At 53.1% G+C, this 18600-nt stretch carries 16 protein-coding genes; 8 read left to right on the top strand and 8 right to left on the bottom strand.

From position 1 onward, the window contains the following. Window positions 1-1089 (top strand): flagellar hook-length control protein FliK, encoded by a 1089-nt coding sequence (locus KKG35_03975; GenBank protein MBU1737274.1) that lies wholly within the window; start codon window positions 1-3, stop codon window positions 1087-1089. Window positions 1090-1493: 404 nt separating this feature from the next. On the opposite strand, the gene KKG35_03970 is transcribed toward KKG35_03975, so the two are convergent. From KKG35_03970 to lon, 5 genes are all read right to left on the bottom strand, one after another. Further along, window positions 1494-2906 carry an MFS transporter gene (locus KKG35_03970; protein ID MBU1737273.1) on the bottom strand — a complete coding sequence of 471 codons (1413 nt, stop codon included), beginning with the start codon at window positions 2904-2906 and terminating at the stop codon, window positions 1494-1496. Continuing rightward, a complete protein-coding gene (locus KKG35_03965; protein ID MBU1737272.1) occupies window positions 2903-3343 on the bottom strand; it encodes a MarR family transcriptional regulator in 441 nt (146 codons plus the stop codon). The genes KKG35_03970 and KKG35_03965 overlap by 4 nt, the downstream gene beginning before the upstream one ends. 351 nt (window positions 3344-3694) lie before the next feature. After that, on the bottom strand, window positions 3695-4123 hold the full coding sequence (gspG, locus tag KKG35_03960) for a type II secretion system major pseudopilin GspG (protein MBU1737271.1): 429 nt from the start codon (window positions 4121-4123) through the stop codon (window positions 3695-3697). Window positions 4124-4136: 13 nt separating this feature from the next. Next, on the bottom strand, window positions 4137-5168 hold the full coding sequence (gene mltG / locus KKG35_03955; GenBank protein MBU1737270.1) for an endolytic transglycosylase MltG: 1032 nt from the start codon (window positions 5166-5168) through the stop codon (window positions 4137-4139). 18 nt (window positions 5169-5186) lie between these two features. Further along, a complete protein-coding gene (gene lon / locus KKG35_03950; protein MBU1737269.1) occupies window positions 5187-7556 on the bottom strand; it encodes an endopeptidase La in 2370 nt (789 codons plus the stop codon). 127 nt (window positions 7557-7683) lie between these two features. On the opposite strand from lon, the gene KKG35_03945 reads away from it, so the two are divergent. Continuing rightward, the gene (locus KKG35_03945; protein ID MBU1737268.1) at window positions 7684-8490 is read left to right on the top strand and encodes a hypothetical protein; all 807 of its coding nucleotides are present in this window, start codon (window positions 7684-7686) and stop codon (window positions 8488-8490) included. 80 nt (window positions 8491-8570) lie between these two features. Here KKG35_03945 and KKG35_03940 read toward each other — a convergent pair whose 3' ends face one another. Beyond that, complete coding sequence (locus KKG35_03940; GenBank protein ID MBU1737267.1) at window positions 8571-8861, bottom strand: hypothetical protein; 291 nt, start codon at window positions 8859-8861, stop codon at window positions 8571-8573. A 75-nt stretch (window positions 8862-8936) separates the two neighbouring features. Here KKG35_03940 and KKG35_03935 point away from each other — a divergent pair, with 75 nt between their 5' ends. Beyond that, window positions 8937-9953, top strand: coding sequence for a hypothetical protein (locus KKG35_03935; protein MBU1737266.1), 1017 nt, complete (start codon window positions 8937-8939; stop codon window positions 9951-9953). Window positions 9954-10095: 142 nt separating this feature from the next. On the opposite strand, the gene KKG35_03930 is transcribed toward KKG35_03935, so the two are convergent. After that, complete coding sequence (locus tag KKG35_03930) at window positions 10096-10542, bottom strand: universal stress protein (protein ID MBU1737265.1); 447 nt, start codon at window positions 10540-10542, stop codon at window positions 10096-10098. Window positions 10543-10711: 169 nt separating this feature from the next. Here KKG35_03930 and KKG35_03925 point away from each other — a divergent pair, with 169 nt between their 5' ends. From KKG35_03925 to KKG35_03905, 5 genes are all read left to right on the top strand, one after another. After that, a complete protein-coding gene (locus KKG35_03925; GenBank protein ID MBU1737264.1) occupies window positions 10712-12664 on the top strand; it encodes an ATP-dependent DNA helicase in 1953 nt (650 codons plus the stop codon). A gap of 70 nt (window positions 12665-12734) precedes the next feature. Then, window positions 12735-13727 carry a polyprenyl synthetase family protein gene (locus KKG35_03920; GenBank protein ID MBU1737263.1) on the top strand — a complete coding sequence of 331 codons (993 nt, stop codon included), beginning with the start codon at window positions 12735-12737 and terminating at the stop codon, window positions 13725-13727. Window positions 13728-13826: 99 nt separating this feature from the next. After that, the gene (locus KKG35_03915; protein ID MBU1737262.1) at window positions 13827-14612 is read left to right on the top strand and encodes a formylglycine-generating enzyme family protein; all 786 of its coding nucleotides are present in this window, start codon (window positions 13827-13829) and stop codon (window positions 14610-14612) included. 152 nt (window positions 14613-14764) lie between these two features. Next, entirely contained in the window at window positions 14765-15388 is a 624-nt protein-coding gene (locus tag KKG35_03910; protein MBU1737261.1) for a metallophosphatase family protein, read from the top strand. A 164-nt stretch (window positions 15389-15552) separates the two neighbouring features. After that, window positions 15553-16800, top strand: a complete 1248-nt coding sequence (locus KKG35_03905) for a PAS domain S-box protein (protein ID MBU1737260.1) — start codon at window positions 15553-15555, stop codon at window positions 16798-16800. 243 nt (window positions 16801-17043) lie between these two features. On the opposite strand, the gene KKG35_03900 is transcribed toward KKG35_03905, so the two are convergent. After that, window positions 17044-18285: an ATP-binding protein gene (locus KKG35_03900; GenBank protein MBU1737259.1), complete on the bottom strand. Its 1242-nt coding sequence runs from the start codon at window positions 18283-18285 to the stop codon at window positions 17044-17046. Between the last annotated feature and the right edge of the window lie 315 nt (window positions 18286-18600).

Below are 18600 nucleotides of genomic sequence, written 5' to 3'. Positions count from 1 at the left end.
ATGAAGATTTCTTCCCGCATTCCTTTGCAGGTTCTGAAGGTTTCGATTTCCGCTATTGATCGGGGACCCGGTGGCGCTTTGCGCTCCGGGCCCGGGTTCAAAGCCGGTCAGTTACTAAGGGCCACGGTTCTTGGCGCGGCAAAAGATGGGCTGCTGCAGCTAAAAACCGAGGGTGGAATCATCACCGCCAGAAGCGAGGTCTCCTTTCCGGCAGGAGCCGAGGTTGTGCTGGAAGTTATCAAAGAGGGCGACCCGCCGAGCCTGTCCCTGGCAGTCCGGAAAATGGCCATGGCGGATCTGCTCAGGAACCTTTTTTCTCATACCGGCAGAATTGGCGAAGCCCTGAAGCTGCTGGAGCCTTTTTTGTCCGGGAGTTACCAGGTTGATCAACTGCCGGGCGACAGGGGGGCAATGGTGAAAGAGGTGCTGATGCTTCTCGCCGGGGCAGGGGTGAATGAGGACAGTGACTCCGGGAAGATCCTGATGATGCTCAAGTCCCTGTCGGTATTCGGGAGTGAGGCGGGATATTTTCATGACAGGAAACAGGCTGATGCCTGGCAGGAACTTTTGGAAGGGAATCCTGGCATCCTGAAAAACAGAGCCGGTCATGACAATGTCGATGGTCTGGTCAGGATGGGTCGTTTTCTTGAAAGTCTGAAGGTGTTTAACCAGTCGGCGTCGGTGAGCGAGCCTTCGGATTTTTTCGTTTTCCCCTGTTTTTTCTCGGCTTCTGAAGGCTGGGGGCAGTGGATGTTCTTTGCCGAACGAAAGGAGGGGGCTGCCGGCGGCATTGCAGGCGGCTACTGTTTAGATTTTTTCCTGGAAATGAGCCGGCTTGGCGAAATTCATCTCTCGTTGGAGGTTGGTCCGGAGGAGCTCATAGGCAGTTTTCTGGTTGGTGATAAAAAAGTCCGGGACTTTCTGAGAGCAAACCTCAATGAACTCAGGAAATTGCTTCATGAAAACGGTTTTGCCCGTGTGAGTTTGAATTGTCGACAATGTGATGGCGGACTGAAAAAAATCATGAAGGAAACTGCGGAGAAGAAAGGGCGGTTCCGTGAAGTATCGCTGGTTGACATCGAGGCATGAACTGCCCCCCAACGCTCTAAAAGTATTGTCTCCGGTTTGTCTTGACGGTCGATTTGAAAAAGAGATATTACTCAACTTTCTGAGTTAGGATAATCTCCAGATAATAAAGGGGTTTTGGCGATTTTTTGGTGCCTGTATCCCGCAAGAAGGCAGAAGTCAGGAGCCAGGAGAAAAGCTTAAAGCTGAGTTGAGCAGCTTGTCTGCTCGTACCGATAAGCTCGCCAGCGAGACATCGAGACTTATACCCGAAGGGTGAAAAAATCAGTCATTCTGGATTCTGGCTACTGACTTCTGAATTCTCATCATGGAATGCCACTATGACTATGAACCATTTTATGACAGTAAATCACCCCATAGACAAGTCGGAAAGTGGAGGGTTTTATTGTACAGAAAGGTCGTTCCGGTCACTTCTCCACAGTCTTGCGTCCCCTGCAGAATGAAAAGATCATCCCGGCAGTTCCGATTGTAGCAGCCATCACAAAGGCGCTTCTTATTGCGGTAATGAATTCGGCGCGGTGTAGTGCCGAAGAGTCTTTCATGTCGAGGCCGCCGGTCAGCTTCCCGAATACCACCGTAAATACCAGTGTCGCCAGAGCGACACCGAGGAGCATGCCGAGATTTCTGCTGGTGGCGAGAAGTGCCGCTGCGGTACCTGTAAAGCGACCGTTTGTTCCTGAAAGGACTGCGGCGCTGTTGGGTGACAGAAACATTGCCTGGCCGCCGCCAAGCAATGCCAGCTTCCAGCTGATGTCAAGCCAGCCGGATTCAGCGGTGATCCCGGTCAATGATGCCATGGCGCAGGACCCGATCAGCAGTCCGGCACTGGCGACGAACCGGCGCTCGACCTTGTCGGAAAGCCATCCGGAGAAGGGGGCGACAATCATGATCGATGCCGGAATGATCATCATTACCAGGCCGATTTTTACCGGGGGTAACTCCAGAAGACGGTCGAGATAGAATGGAATCAGCATGATTGCCGTAAAAAGGGTGGTAAAAGAGAGGACCGCACTTAAGATGCCGAAGCTGAAGAAACGGTCTTTGAAAAGATACAGGGGCAATACCGGATTGGCAGAGCGATGTTCTGTTCTGATAAATATGAGTAAGAGAACCGCTGCAAGAACCAGCAGAAGAGAAAGAGTAACAGGTGTCAAGCCCCGCTCGGCTGTTCTGGTCATGGTATAGGTAAAAGCGCACAGTGATCCGGCCAGAGTAATGGCGCCGATCCAGTCAATAGTTTCATCGGCTGCGTGCGAGTGGTTTGCAGGAAGCATTCTTCTTGCAAGGATGGCAAAGAGAATGCCTACAGGAACTGTGATGTAGAACAGGGCTCGCCAGGAAAAATACTCAATAAATATTCCCCCCAGAGAAGGGCCGGACATCAGGCCGAGAGAGACTGCCACGCCGATCAGGCCAAGCGCCCGGCCGAGCTGCTCGGGAGGGAAGCTCTCCTTGACGATGGCCGGGCCGATTGCCATCATCATTGAAGCACCCTGGGCCTGCAGGCATCTGAAAACAATCAGAGAGGCCAATGACGTGGACAGGGCGCAGGCCCAGGAGGCAATTCCGAAAATGAGCATCCCGATGCCGTAGATCATGCTTCTGCCGTATTTGTTTGCCAGATGCCCCCAGAACAACAGGGTGGAGGTAATGGTCAGAAGATAGATCAGCACCACCCAGCCGGTGGTTGCCATCGGGCTTTGGAAATCCTTCATGATAAAAGGTAAGGCGATATTCACCATGGAGCTGTCCAAGGTGGACATGAATACCCCGGTCGCGACAATGATGAATCTCAGCCACTTTTTGCTGTAGTCCGTCATGGTGTCATTTCCCGTAGCTTGCCGACAATGCAATCCAACGCGGATAAAAGGGCCTTTTTGTCGGCTGCGGTCAGAGATGTCGTCATGGCTCTTGTGAATTCCAGCTGTTTTTTGTAGTTGTCGAGAAAAAGAGCGCGTCCATTTTCCGTAAGATACAGCATTATTGAACGCCGATCATGTTCTGAGTTTTTTCTGACAACCAGTTTTTTCTTTTCAAGACGATCGATTGTCGCGGTCAGGGTCCCTGTGCTCACGCCGAGTTGGGAGGCAAGTTCCTTCATTTTAAGGGAATAGTTGTGGCCGATGATTTCCAGGGCATTCGACTGTGAAGGGGAGAGACCGGTGTTGGATGCAGAAATGGTTTTCCAGACCGTAACCCGGTTATGCAGAGTGAAGATCAGCTCGGTTAGAGATGACAGCTCATTTTGGGGGTTCATGGGTCGTCCTGTGCTCCGGCATGATTTGGTGATGTTGTGATAAGTATACCGGGGGATAGTTTGATAAGCAATTTATTTGATTATCAAACTATCATCCGGTGTGTCTGGCGTGCATTGCTTTCGTTGATCATGGGGAGGAGTATGAACGGTGGCGAAACACAGGCACTCCGCAGAAGAAATGTTTTCTAACTCTGGAGAAATTCTAAAGGTGAAAGATGAGAAGAAACGGAGCACTGTTTGCAGAAATGCAAGATTTTGGTGAAGCGCTATTGTATGGCAGGGGAAGGTTGGGAAGGCGGAGACAGCATCCCTGCCGGAGTCGGCAGGGATGTGGAAGTCGGTCGGGTTTGTTTATTCCCAGCTGACAACGTCGGCGTCAACCCCGGTCCCGCCTGGGCGGTTGTCGCTGCCGAGGGAATAGATGTCGACCTCACCGTGTTGTCCCGGGTTCTGGTACATGTAAGGATGCTTCCAGGGGTCGTCGGGGACAAAGCCTTTGGCAAGATAGGGACCGGACCACCCGTTGGCGCCTGGGTTGGTTACCAGGGCGTTGAGGCCTTCCTGTTGTGATGGGTAGCTGCCGACATCCAGACGATACGCATCAAGGGAGGTGAGCAGCATCTCGATCTGGGTCTTGGCGGCTTTCTGTTGGGCGGTTCCGAGGCGCCCCCATAACTCGGGGCCGATCATGGCGGCGATCAGCCCGATGATAACCATAACGATCATAATCTCAAGCAGAGAAAAGCCGCGGTTGTCGCGGGGTATGCTGATGGAAGTCATTGAAGTGCTCTCCTTATTTCCTTGAATAGAGCCGTTTCTGAAATCTGGCAACGGCTTGATTGTGTTCAGACAGTGTTTTGGAAAAATAATGCGAACCATCATTTTTTGAAACAAAATAATAATAAGCACCCTGGGCTGGGTTCAAAACCGACAGGATGGCGGCTTTACCGGGGTTGCCGATCGGTCCGGGCGGCAAACCCTTAAACAGGTATGTGTTGTAAGGAGTTGGGGTCTGCAGATCGCTGCGGGTCAGGTTGCCGTTGAAATTCTCAATGCCGTAGATGACTGTCGGGTCAGTCTGCAGTTTCATCCCTTTTTTCAGGCGGTTCAGAAAAACCCGGGCAATCAGGGGGCGTTCGTCAGGTTGGGCGGTTTCTTTTTCGACGATTGAGGCCAGCGTGAGCAACTTGTGCAGATCAAATCCGTTGAGATTGTCATGTTCTTCCCGAATTTCCGACAGGATTTCGCGCATTCTCAGGACCATTGTGGTGATAATCTTCTCCGGAGAAACGCCTCCCCGCTCAAAAAAATAGGTGTCCGGGAAAAGATACCCTTCCAGGCTGTCGACGGAGAGGTCCAGTCCGGAGATAAATTCCCTGCTTTTGCAGAGCTTCAGAAACTGGTTTTTTTTCACCCACCCGCCATGATCCAGAATGGCTGCAATCTGCTGCAGGGTCGCCCCTTCCGGTATGGTCAAGGCTCTCTGAACCATGGATCCCTGGTGGAGAAGCCGGAGGACCTGATAAGGGTTCTGGCCGCCTTTGAATATGTACTCACCGGCACGAAGCCTGCCGGTGACGCCCATGAAACCGGCAAGCAGTCGAAACCGGATATCAGGTGTGATCACCTTTGCATCCGCAAGTTTTGCGGTAATGGTTCTGAAGCTTGAGTCGGGCGAAATAACCAGTGCGACTTCAGAGTTCCCGGGAAGTGGGCCTGACGCAAAGCCGTAGATACTGATGGTGGTGATCAGGAAAAGGGGAAGGAGTCCCGCTAGCAGAACAACTGCAACTAAAAATTTAAGTCGAGTGTCCTTTGCTTTCATGCCGGCATGGGCGCAGGTCTAGAAAACATGGGTGAAGACCTGCATAATGTTTTTAACCGGGATGAACTCCATCTGGTCCCTGAGGTCCTTGGGGATTTCGTCAAGATCCTTTTTGTTCTGAAAAGGAATAATAACCCTTCTGATGTCGGCCCGCAGAGCGGCGAGTGCTTTTTCCCTGAGTCCGCCGATGGGCAGAACCCTGCCGCGCAGGGTGATTTCCCCGGTCATCGCCACATCCTGCCGGATCTTTTTTCCCGACAGGGCCGAATAAAGAGCCGTGGCAATGGTGATCCCGGCCGATGGTCCGTCTTTCGGGATTGCGCCTGCGGGAACATGGACATGAATGTCCATCTCTTCAAAGATGTCTTCCTTGAGTTTCAGCAATTTGGCCCGGGACCGGCAGAAAGTCAAAGCCGCCTGGGCGGATTCTTTCATGACATCTCCGAGCTGCCCGGTCAGAATCAGGTTGCCTTTGCCCTTCAGAATCGAGATCTCGATATAAAGAACTTCGCCGCCGACTTCGGTCCAGGCAAGTCCCGTGGCAAGTCCCGGTTGATCTATGGCTTCCTTCTCCATTTCCGGAATATGTTTCGGGGGGCCCAGGTATTTGCTGAGGGTCCTGCCGGAAATGGCGAACGGGCCTTTTTTCCCTTCCGCAATTTGCCTGGCGAGTTTCCGGCAGACCTTGCCGATCTCTCTTTCAAGGTTCCTTAAACCGGCCTCTCGCGTGTAATGGGTAATGATTTCCTTGATCGTCTCATTGGTGATGACGATATTTTTGGCCGAGATCCCATTCTCCTTGATCTGCCTCGGGAGAAGATATCTGTTGGCGATTTCGATCTTTTCCTCGAGCATGTACCCGGAAAGGCGAATGATCTCCATGCGGTCAAGAAGTGGCCCCGGAATGGTGTCGGTAATATTGGCGGTGGTAATAAACATGACTTTCGACAGATCGAAGGGCATGTTCAGATAGTGGTCGGAAAACTCGAAATTCTGTTCGGGATCAAGAACTTCAAGGAGTGCGGAAGAAGGGTCGCCCCGGTAATCCGAACCTACCTTGTCGATCTCATCCATCATAAATACGGGATTGTTTGAGCCGACCGTTTTCAAGCCCTGGATGATCCGGCCCGGCATCGAGCCGATATAGGTCCGGCGATGGCCGCGGATTTCGGCTTCATCCCGCATGCCGCCGAGAGAAAGGCGATGAAATTTCCGGCCGAGTGCCTTGGCGATGGACTGCCCGAGGGATGTCTTGCCGACCCCGGGAGGACCTACAAAACAAAGAATAGGACCTTTGGTGGACTTGTTCAGCTTGCGGACCGCCAGGTATTCGAGGATCCGTTCCTTGATCCGGTCGAGGCCGTAATGGTCGGCATCCAGAACCTTTTTTGCCTCTTTCAGGTCGAGGTGGTCACGGGTGGATTTCCGCCAGGGAATGTCAAGGATCCAATCGAGATAGGTTCTGACGGTGGTTGCCTCGGAGGCGTCAGGGTGCATCATCTCAAGTCTTTTGAGCTGTTTTTCCGCTTCTTTCCGGGTAAAGGGCGGCAATTTCTTCTTGGCCAGCTTTTCCCGGAGTTCATCGATTTCCTGGGACCGCTCATCGATATCGCCAAGCTCTTTTTTCAAAGCCTGGAGTTGTTCGCGAAGATAATATTCGCGCTGGGTCTTGCCCATCTCCTCTTTGGCCTCGGATTGGATTTTGGCCTGGACGACGGAGACTTCAAGTTCCTTGTTCAGATATTCGGAAACGAGTTGTAAGCGGGCGACCGGGTCGTTGATCTCGAGAACGGACTGGGATTCAGCCGTTCTCAATTGCAGATTTGAGACCACCAGATCGGCAAGGCGGCCCGGTTCCTCAATATTATTCAGGATGACCATGAGGTCCGAAGACATGATGCCTTTCAGGGAAAGAATCTTCTCCGTCTGCTCACGGACGGTCCGCATCATGGCTTCAATTTCAACGGTAATCTCCTTCACTTCGCTATCGTTCAGAAGTTCGACCTTGGCGATGAAGAAAGGATCGGTCTGCTGGAATTCCACAAGTTTGGCCTTGTTCATGGCCTGGACCAGAACTTTCAGCCGACCATCGGGGAGTTTCAGGGTCCGCATGATCATGCAGACCATGCCGACCTTATAGATGTCATCGACACCAGGGTCGTCGGTGGTGGCATCCTTCTGGGTGGCAAGCATGATCATCTTGTCTTTGGTCAGGGCCTCATTGACGGCTCCGACGGAAGCCGGCCGGCCGACAAAAAGAGGAATGATCATATAATTGAAGACAACAACATCCCGCACGGCCATCATCGGCATGACTTCAGGGATATCGTGTTCTTCAAAATCGGGGAACTCGGGAATTCCTTCGGGTATGGTATCGTTGATGTTCATCGGGGATATGCTCCTTGGGTATAATAAGCCGTTGCAGTTTTTAGCTTGAACAAATCGCTTTTTTGCAACAGTATGAGGTTAAATTGCTTCTTTTTGCACGAAAATATTCATTTCAGGAACACTATATATGACAACGGACTTAACAGCCAAGGCTTTTTTTGAAATGTCAGGATTTGCCCACCGGGAACTCTTTTCAGAGCGGGAGCCGGTCTGGTGCGGGCTGAAAAGACTTGCGGAGTATATGGGGGATCAGGAGTACACCACAATTCCGTCGGGAGGATGGCGTGGCGTGCCGCTTGCGGAAACTCTGGTTCTCTACCGGGGCGAGTTCCTGAATGGTGAGGACCTGCGGATTGAGTACGCAGATGCGACGAAAGGGAAACTCGCCGTTTTCCGGGGAGCGAACCGACTCGAAGGGGCCAGTGTGCTCATGGCCGGTGCGGTCCTGATCGGCAAGAGAATCGCGATCGGGCGGGGGGTGTTGATTGAGCCGGGGGCCCTGATCCATTCCCCGACCGTCATTGGCGACATGTCCGAAGTCAGACAGGGAGCCTATCTACGGGGGAATTGTCTGATCGGCAGTCGCTGTGTGGCGGGGCATGTGACCGAGGTCAAGAACACGGTGTTCTTCGACGATGCCAAGGCCGGCCATTTCGCGTATCTCGGTGACACGATCCTCGGCAATCATGTGAATCTCGGGGCGGGCACCAAGATGGCGAACTTACGTTTTGTCAGTGGCAACGTGAATGTCAGAACGGCAGAAAAGACCATTGATACCGGGTTACGCAAGTTTGGCGCGGTTCTGGGCGATCAGACCCAGACCGGGTGCAATTCCGTCACCAGCCCGGGGACCCTGATCGGCAAAAAATCATTTCTTCTTCCGAATACAACGGCCCCTTCCGGCTACCATCCGGACAGCTCGATGATCCGTTGAACAGTGGCAGATGGGATACCTCCCTGAACCCAAGGTGGAGGCGGGAGGAGTGTGGCGCGGTAACTGGTCGCTTTTCCCGGTCAGGCGCTGATCTGCAGGTAATTGTAAAGCCCGATAAAGAATTCGATGACAATTCCCCCCGTCAGGTAAAATCTCGCGAGCTTGTTTGCGGCCAGCTTTTCACCGCTTGTTTTTCTGACCAGGGAGTTGATCATCAGAAGGCTGCCGATGATAAACGGGGCGGTCATCAGGAGATGAATGATGGTGCTGACTGCCGTTTTCTGGGGCTGGTCCGGGAAATAGCGGAGTCCGCAGAGCAGGTAGACTGTGGTCAGTAAAAACAGAATGGCGGCTTCTCGATGTTTCGGCATTTTTAAGTATTACAATATATGAATGTTTCTGGTAAAGGTCAGCACAAACTAGCGTATTTGACAGGGAAATGGAATATGAACATGCTTGAGGCCCTTTTTTTTCCGGGGACGATTATTCCCGGTAACCTGCCGGGGAAAATCTCCTGGCTGGTTGATCGTCTTTCGTATTATCAGGTGATTGAGAATGAAATCACCCCGGAGGGTGGTTTCCCTGATGGGTGTCATCCCTACACCCCGGTCCCTCTCGGACCGGAGAAAAATCTTTTTGTCAGAATGCTTGCCGATCTCAAAGCCAATCAGGCCGATTATTATGGCGGCCTTCTTTCTTTCATTTCCACCGCCGCCCGCTATGATGTTGATGAATCCTCGGTCTGGAGTCTGGTGTCCAGGCTCCATCGGGGTGACGCCCGGAAAGAGGGAGGGAGAAAGGCTGCGGACAGATTGTGGCAGGCGCGGCTCATTCTGAAACTGGCCGAGATCCTGGCTGATGAGGAGCGTGAGGTCGGTTTGGTTCTGAATGATGTGCGCAGAAAGGAGCGGGAATTGTTTGTTGCCCTGCACGGTGACGAGGCGGGGGTGGAGGATTCGGATGACGATCTGATTCCGGCTCCGGCAGCACCGACTGCCGGGCGTCATCTCAATGAACATGTTCTGCTTGCGGCCTGGGGATGTCTTCATGCGCTTGATCCGGCGGAAAGCAGCTTTCTGGTGACGGACAACGACGGCTGCGCAGGTCTTCTTCTGGATCTATGGGAGAGGAAGATGGGAAGAGAGCCGGAAAGGCTTTTTGAGGCCGGGCTGCCGGAAAGAGCAGGGGCGGAGGGTGATCCCTGCCAGGCAGAGGCCAGGAAGAAATTGCAACAGGCACTGGCTGCTATTGCCGGAGGCCGGTCAACGGCAGGTGTTCATGATGTCTGGGAAGCACATGGAAAGGATCTTGCCTGCGACGGTCCGGCAGGCTCTTCTTCAATGGAGGTTTTTTTGCTGGAAGGCGGGTCGGTGCCGGATCTGTTCGGGCAAATCAGCGGGGTAAAACCGGTCAGAACAAGCGACCGCTGTCTGGTGGGAATCATCAGGTCCCGCCTTGGTTAGCGGACCGAGTGATAAGATGGCACTGTCGGTTCGCAGCGTGAAATGAGGGGGGGGCCTGGTCGCCAACGCCGCAATCGTGTGTCCGCCAATCTCTTCCGCTGCCGCACAGGGTGTGAGGCAGCCGGGGATCGACAACAGCTAGCTACCGGTATGGGTTGATAGTCAGGACCGGGCAGGGGGCCGTTTTGACGATTTTTTCGGCCACGCTCCCGAAGAGGACCCGTTCCAGCCCTTTGTAGCCATGGGTTCCCATGATGATCATTGCCACCTTGGTTTCTGCGGCGTACCTGGCGAGTTCTTCGGCAACGTCTCCTTTCAGGACCTTCCGGTGACAGGTGAGCGAGGTTTTCAGGTTTTCGTGAAGAAAGTTGTCCATTTTCTGTTCGGCACTCTGCAGCATTTCTTCTTCGAACTGGGCGATCGGCATATGGGGGACAAAGAATCCGGAGTAGTCTTCAAAGCTCTGGACCACGAACACGATGAAGAGTTCGGCCTGGAATTTCTCCGCCACATCAACACCCGCCTGAAGGAGTTTGGGGGAATTTTCCGAAAAATCCACCGGAATCATAATCCTTTTGTATTCGGTCATTTTTTTTCTCCTTTGGATTGATTATTTCCATTGACTAGTGAAGCAGTAACGGCTCTCTCTGTAATCAGGCTATCAGAATGAAAAACCTCTTGTCAAGCGGCTTGCCGGGAGTTGGAAATGGAGGGCGGAAGGGGGCGCGAAAGATGCGGGAAACAGATCAATGAGATCCATGAAAGATATATTCGGCCGACAGGGAGTCCTTGCCGAAAAATTGCCCGGGTATGAGTTCCGTCCCGGTCAGCTCGCTCTTGCCGAGTCGGTTTGGAGAACCCTGGAAGATCGGTCCGGTCGCGCGTATGGTGAACCTGGGCTTCTGGTCGCCGAGGCCGGAACCGGAATCGGCAAGACCCTGGCCTATCTTGTTCCGGCCGCCTTGTCGGGGCAGCGGGTGGTGATCTCCACCGGCACCCTGAATCTGCAGGACCAGATCATCGAAAAGGAGATCCCCTTCATTCGCGAGCATCTCGACCGGAACCTGGAAGTGACCTGTGTGAAGGGGCGGCAGAATTATCTCTGTCTTTATCGCTGGCGCCAGGTGGCGGCAACCCCGCAGCACCGGCTTTTTGCCACAACCGACGAGCTGGAGGCGATCGGCGAATGGCTTCAGGAAACGACCTCCGGTGACCGGGCGGAACTGGAGTGGCTGGCCGACGGGGCCTCCCTGTGGAGCGCGGTTTCCGCTTCCGCGTCACAGTGTCTCGGCAGCAACTGCCCGGACGGCGCCGAATGTTTTATCAACCGGTTGCGTAAGGAGGCGGCGTATTCCCGGCTGCTGATTGTGAACCATCATCTCTTCTTCTCGGATCTGGCGCTGCGCCGATACGGTCATGCCGAGGTTCTGCCCCGGTATGAAGCGGTGGTGTTCGATGAGGCGCATCATATCGAGGAGGTGGCGACCCGTTATTTCGGGGTGTCTTTCAGCCATTACCAGGCCATTGATCTGGCAAGGGATATTGAACAGGCTGCTGAAGCGGACCTGCCCAAAGAGCGGCGGGAGCCGACGGTGCAATTGGCAAGGGCTCTGGCCTCCCAGGCAGACCGGCTGGTGTCCATCCTGCCGGTTGAGACGGGTCGTTTTGATCTTGACCAGGCGGTGGCGGGCGTAAGCTTCTGGCCGGGAGAACTTGCGGCCCTTGACGGCTGCTTCTCAAGCCTTGCCGCAAATCTTGATGCGCTGCAGGGCGCGGAACTCTGGGGGGGCTTCTTCCGCCGCTGCTCTGAGTTGCAGGGGAACCTGACGGCAGTGACTTCCGGGCAGGATGACTCCATGATTTACTGGCTTGAACGAAGAGAGCGGACCGTAGTCCTTTCCGCTTCGCCGATTGAAGTGGCCGATGAATTGTCCGAACATCTCTATAACAGGGTTTCCGCTGCGGTATTCGCCTCGGCAACCCTGGTGGCCGGAAAAGACTTCGGCTTTTTTCTGAACCGTCTCGGGTTGCCCCCCGACACCGAGACCATGGCTCTGCCGACCCCGTTCGATTATCAGGGAAGAAGCTGCCTGTATGTCCCGGGTGGAGGTTTCCCCTCTCCGGGAACGGAACACTATGCCCCTGCCGTTCAGGAGGAGATCTGCAGTCTGATCGAGATATCCGGCGGGCGGACCCTGGTTCTCTTTACCAGTATGGGGGCGATGCAGCAGACCTTTGATTATCTGGTCGGGCGATTGCCCTATAATGTGCTGGTCCAGGGGATGGCGCCACGAGCGGTACTGCTCGATGCATTCATCAATGATGTCAGCTCGGTGCTGCTGGCGGTCGCCTCTTTCTGGGAGGGTGTTGATGTGCCGGGCGAGTCCTTGAGCTGCGTGATTGTCGACAAGCTCCCGTTCGAGGTGCCGAGCGATCCGGTGGTGAAGGCGAGGATTGAAAGGGTGCGAAAGGAAGGGGGGAACCCTTTTTTCGATTATCAGGTGCCTCGGGCGGTTCTCACCTTGCGGCAGGGGCTTGGCAGATTGATGCGAAGCATGCAGGACCGCGGGGCCCTTGCCGTGCTTGATACCCGGTTGTTCGGGAAGAGCTATGGGCGGATTTTTCTGCAGAGTCTGCCCCCGAGCCCGGTAGTCCGGAGCCTGGAAGGGGTCAGGGCATTCTGGCGCGACAACGGCTCAGATATGGCTTGATTTATTGAAACCAGGTTATAGATTGGGATCTTTGCCGGGAAATACAGAAATAATTGATGCGTGTGCGATCATGAATACTCCTGAACTGCTGCAATACTTTAAAGAGGCCTCCGGGGCGATCGATCGGGTCATGGAAGAGGATCTGGCCGGAGTTGCCGAAGGGCTTCTGCCCGAGGTCTTGCGGTATGCCATTTTCAACGGCGGCAAGAGGATCCGCCCCCAGCTCACGGTTCTCGCCGGACAGATGCTGTTGCCGGAGGATGCGCCGGCCAGGGAAGGGCTCTTCAGGCTGGCCATCGTATTTGAATATCTCCATGCCGCAAGCCTTCTCCACGATGATGTGATCGATCGGTCGGAAAAAAGGCGCGGCAGCCCGACGGCCAATGCGGTATATGGTACAAGTTCGGTGATTCTGGCCGGAGATTTCCTCCATGCCCGGGCGATGACCCTGGCCGGAACCGTCGGCGGCAGAGAGTGCGTGGCCATCGTCGGCAGGGCAACCGAGGCGATGGTCGAGGCGGAGTTTCTGCAGATGCAGGCGGCGGGCCGGGTCGATACCTCGGAAGAGATCTACTTCCAGGTCGTTTCCGGCAAGACCGGGGCGCTCATTGCCGCTGCTTGCGAATGCGGAGCGGTCCTGGCCGGCGGCGATGATCAAGATCGTCAAGCCATCAGAACCTATGGCAAAAACATCGGCCTGGCCTTTCAGATCGTTGACGACCTGCTTGATTATCTCGGTGACCCTGCCAAAACCGGCAAGACGATCGGCAATGATCTGGCCGAAGGAAAGATGACCCTGCCTTTGATTTATGCCTGCAGCAACGGCTCCCAAAGTGACAAGGATTTCCTGGCAGGGATTTTTTCAAAGGAGCCGCAGGAGAGGCTTCGGCTTACCGGCGAGGCAACAGCGGTTATCGAGAGCTGCGGCGGATTCAGGTACGCCCGGGAGAAAGCGCAGACACTGGTTTCTGAAGGGGTTTCGGGGCTTGAGGTCTTTGCCGACGGGGTGCAGCAGGAAATCCTCAAAGGTCTTGCCGGATACGTGCTCAGCAGGGACAAATAAGCCTGTGGCGTGAAAATCTTGCATTCGTTTCCCGCAGGCCATACAATCATCAGCACAGGCGTTTATTCAGTCACTATTCATTTCAGCCCGGTTGGTGTTATGAACTTCAGGATTTCGATCATTGCTTGCCTGATAGTTATTTCATCCTCTTCCCCCGTTTATTCGCAGCCGAAAACGCTTCCGCCACCACCCGCGCCAGGAGTTCAGGCCGGAACAATCGACGGCCACCTGCTGGTTGCGGTCAAAGGAGGCTGTTACCTGATGGGCAGCGATTCCGGAGCCGCAGACGAACAGCCGGTCCACGAAGTATGCGTCGATGATTTCTTTCTCGGCAGATATGAGGTGACCCAGGAACAATGGCGGCAGGTTATGGGGGAGAATCCATCGTATTTTGGGCGGGGAGGCAATTATCCGGTTGAGCAGGTGTCGTGGAACGATGTTCAGGCATATCTCGACAGGTTGAACCGCAGGAGCGGCAGGAATTTTCGCTTGCCGACCGAGGCGGAATGGGAATATGCCTGCCGCAGCGGCGGGAAAGACGAAAAATACTGCGGCGGGGACGCTGTCGATTCACTTGCCTGGCATGACGCCAACAGTAACGGCGCAACCCATCCTGTGGGCACCAGACAGCCAAATACTCTGGGGCTTTACGACATGAGCGGCAACGTCTGGGAGTGGACCGGCGACCGGTTCGACCCGGCCTATTATGCCGCAAGCCCCCGCACCAACCCGCTTGGTTCCGGTTCCGGCTCCGATCGCGTGTTTCGGGGCGGGGCATGGAATTTCAAAACAAAATACCTGCGCGCTACTTCCCGTTTCTGGCTCACTCCGGACGATCGCCACTTCTTCCTCGGCTTCCGCCTTGCCTTGCCCTCAGCACAGTAAAGCGCCACGGGGTCTCTACGCGAGAAGCTCCGGTAACATCCAAAAAATCAGCCACCCTTCAAAGTAAGACTTTCTGCCGGAGATCATTTTGCCGGAGGTTTTATCATTAATTTAGATCTGGAAACTGAATGGAATGAACCTATAATGTCGTTATGTCATTTCGCATCGGACTCATAAGTGATGTGCATGCCTGCCCGGCTCCGGTTGAGGAAGCGATGGCTTTATTCAGGCGTCGACGGGTCGATAAGATTATCTGTGTCGGCGACATTGCAGGGTATAACGACCAGCTCGAAGCGACTGTTGATCTGCTGGTAAAAAACGACTGCGAGGCGATTATCGGTAATCACGATCAAGCTTATCTCGAAGAAGACAAAAACGGGCAGAATGCAGAATGCCGGGATTATCTGCGATCCTTACCTGCCGTCCGTGAATATTTCATAGAAAATAAACGCATTTATGTTGTGCATGCCCAGCCGCCAAATTCACAGCACGGCGGGATAAAATTGCTCGATGAAAATGGCAGAATAATCGACCGGCAAAGGCAGCGCTGGAGTAAAGCCCTCGATGACTTTGCAAGAGAGATCCTCATTGTCGGTCACACGCATCAGGTGTTTTTCGAACCGTTGGGCAACACTCTTGTTATTAATCCCGGAAGCAGTGTGTACAACCACAGTTGTGCCATTTTAAACCTGCCTGACCTGACGGTCGATTTTTATACTCTGAGCGGCTCTGAAATCCTGAAAAGCTGGAACTGGAGTATGCTTGCCAGGAATTAGAGTCCCGCGGATTCCTGTGCCTTGCTTGATTGGGGCAAGCTTTTCGTTCTTCTGGAAACACCCGGAGGAGGAAAAGCAACTCTGGTCCGACGTTCTGCTCGACAACGTGAATCGTCAGATGATAACGTAACCTATGTTGAGTATGAGATGGGAGGATTAACCGAATGGGCTTTTTGAACCAGGCATTGGATAAGTACGGCAAAACCGGGACAACATTTTTTTTGAGTGTGCTTTGTGTTATTGCTTCGGTCCTTATCTCCTTTATTTCCTGGTTAGTGGTTGGGGAGCCCGATTTTTTAGCTGAATTTCTTGTTGTAGCCGCACTCTGCCCCGGTGTCATAGCCCCGGTTGTGATCTATTCTTACAGTTCCCTTGCCGAAAACCTCCAGCAAAGTCGCAATGAACTGCAGGTTTATCAAGACCGCCTTGAAGAACTGGTTGAGGAACGTTCCAGGGAGTTGACTCTGGCAAATCAAGCCTTGCTGGAAAGCGAAGCAAAGTTGAGATCCGTTACCGAAAATTCTCCGGATCTCATTCTTATTGTCGATCAGGAAGCGAATATCCGATTCATCAATCATACCTTTTCAAAAAGACCGACTGAAGAAGTTGTCGGCACGAATCTGGGCGACCATTTTGGGGAGATTGACAGGGACACAATCAGGAAAAGCTTTGCCGGGGTCATTCAAACAGGGTCAGGGGTCCTGGAGCTTACGCTTACAACCCCTGACTCTATCAAAAGGGTTCTTGGGTGCCGGGTCTGCAGGATTGTCGGCCAAGGTGATGAGCCAAATTTTCTCGTGATCGTTTCCGATATCTCGGAACGTAAGAAGATTGAGGAAGAGCTGCGGAAAACTCAGACTATTTTCAACGCATTTCTTGAAAACAGTCCGGTATATATCTTTTTTAAAGACAGTGAAATTCGGCCATTGATGCTGAGTAGAAATTACGAGCAACTGCTCGGCATGCCCGTTGAAGATATTTTAGGCAAGACCATGGACGAGATTTTTCCTTCCGATCTGGCAAAGAGCATGATCGAAGATGATAAACAGATCTTAAGCAAGGGAAAGGTTTTAAACATTGTTGAAGAACTGGGTGGCAGAATATATGAAACAACAAAATTTCCAATATTCTTGAACGGTACGGGCAACATGCTTGCCGGGTTCACCGTGGACATCACGGAACGAAGGAAGGCTGAGGATGAACGGGAGCGATTGATCGGAGAACTCCGGCAGGCCCTTGCCGAGATTTCAACCCTGCGAGGGATATTACCGATCTGTTGTTTCTGTAAAAATGTACGCAACGATTCGGGTTATTATGAACAGATTGAATCGTATATTCATAAACACTCAGGAGTGGATTTCAGCCATACAATTTGTCCGGCATGCATGGAAAAGTATTACCCGGATAAATAAGCAACGATAGCTGATGTCGAAAGAACGTACGTGGGGTCATACGTGGGGTCAGGTCTTGAAATAACAGGTTTGGGTAACAAAACAATGTTCTGACCCGAGCTGTGATTTCTGCATCCTGCCGGGAACAATCTGCCTGCTGAAAGACCTTCGGCTCTTGAAGATTTCGGCTCGTCAATTCAATCCTGTCTTTCTGCCGATCACCGAAATGGATCGTGCTGCTGTTCACTGATTGGCCGTCCCTGATCAGAGATAGTTGACCGGAATTTGCACGATTTTGTCGGTGAGAAGTTCCACCCTTTTTCCCCGGTTGATCAGAATTCCGTATGGAGCCCCGGTGTCGGCCAGGAAGTTTTCCAGACCTCGCAAAGAGCTCCGCTTTTCCATAGATGAATGGAGTTTTATTTCCACGGGGACAATGCCGAAAGGACCTTCTATCACCAGGTCCACTTCTGATTTGTCGATCGTTCGGTAATATGTGAAGTCCAGCTGGGTCGTCATTGTTGTCTGAAGGCCTCTGATCAGCTCTTCGGTCACAAAACTTTCAAAGGAGAAACCTGCAACCGGATGAATAAGCAAGCGGTCCAGTTCCGTGATCTTCAGAAAGTAGTGCAAAATCCCGGTGTCCCGGAAAAATCCCTTTTTTGCTTTCTGCATCTTCTTGAGCGGGTTCTTGGTAAAAGGGGGCAGGTTTCTCCACAGGAATGTCTGGTGAATGATATCCAGATAATCCTTGACCGTGGACACACTTACCTCAAGGGCCCTGGCCATGGTGCTCATATTGAGCTGATGTCCTGAGAATTGAGCCAGCAGGGTGAGAAATCTCCTGAAGTTGTGGATATTGAGCCTGGGGAAAAGCTGCCGGATATCGCGGCCGACATAATCGATGATGTAGTTCTCCATCCATTGCCGGTAGAAATCTTGACTCCCCGCACCCTCAACGAGCGGTTCGGGAAAGCCGCCTTTGAGCCAGAGATGCATGCTCTGGTTCAGCTTGAGAGATGGGGCAAGGTCTGAATAGTCTTTCGGGCGGACGGAAGGAGCGATTATTTTCTCATAGACGCCTGAAAAAGGGGTTTCATAAAATTCATTTTGTTTGAATGGCCACAGTTCAATCGTGGCAATACGACCGGCCAGACTCTCGGTGATCCCCTTGACAATTTCCGGCGAGCTTGAGCCGGTCAGCAGAAATCGGCCTTTCTGCTTCCGATCGGCATCAATAACCCCCCGGAGCACCCGAAACAGTTCGGGGTATTGCTGGGCTTCGTCAATGATCACCCTTTCCGGGTTAAGGGACAAAAATGCTACCGGGTCGTTGCTGATCAGCTGATAGTCGTCCGGGCTTTCCAGGTCATAATATTTCCAGTCAGCCCGTAAACGGCGAACTATAGTTGACTTGCCGCACTGCCTGGGTCCAATGACCGCAACTACCGGGAACATCTCAAGCAGGCGGTTGATTTTCTCTTCCAACGCTCTTTTTTTATCCATGATATTTACAGGCTACCCGTAAAATCCATGGGTGTCAAGGGCGGCGACAGGGTGGTCACTGGGTTATTTGCCGAGGAAAAGGTGGGGGGAGTTCTGATCCGCAAAGCGATAATTTTCCACTCCTCAGGGGAGCGAGTACCCGTAAGGGTTCATCATTCCGCGTAGCTCGGAGTCTCGCGCTGTTCACTATCTGCTGGGGGAGTTGCAATCCTGGGTTGCCTTTTTGCCCTCAAACCGGTAAGCCGCCAGGGAGTCAGTATTTAGAATGCCGTGGCAAGTTCTGTACACATGAGTGACGCAAAAAATATGATGTGC

This window comes from Pseudomonadota bacterium (assembly GCA_018823285.1).
Taxonomy (GTDB): Bacteria; Desulfobacterota; Desulfobulbia; order Desulfobulbales; family JAGXFP01; genus JAHJIQ01.
This window is presented reverse-complemented; position numbering and strand designations above follow the sequence as displayed.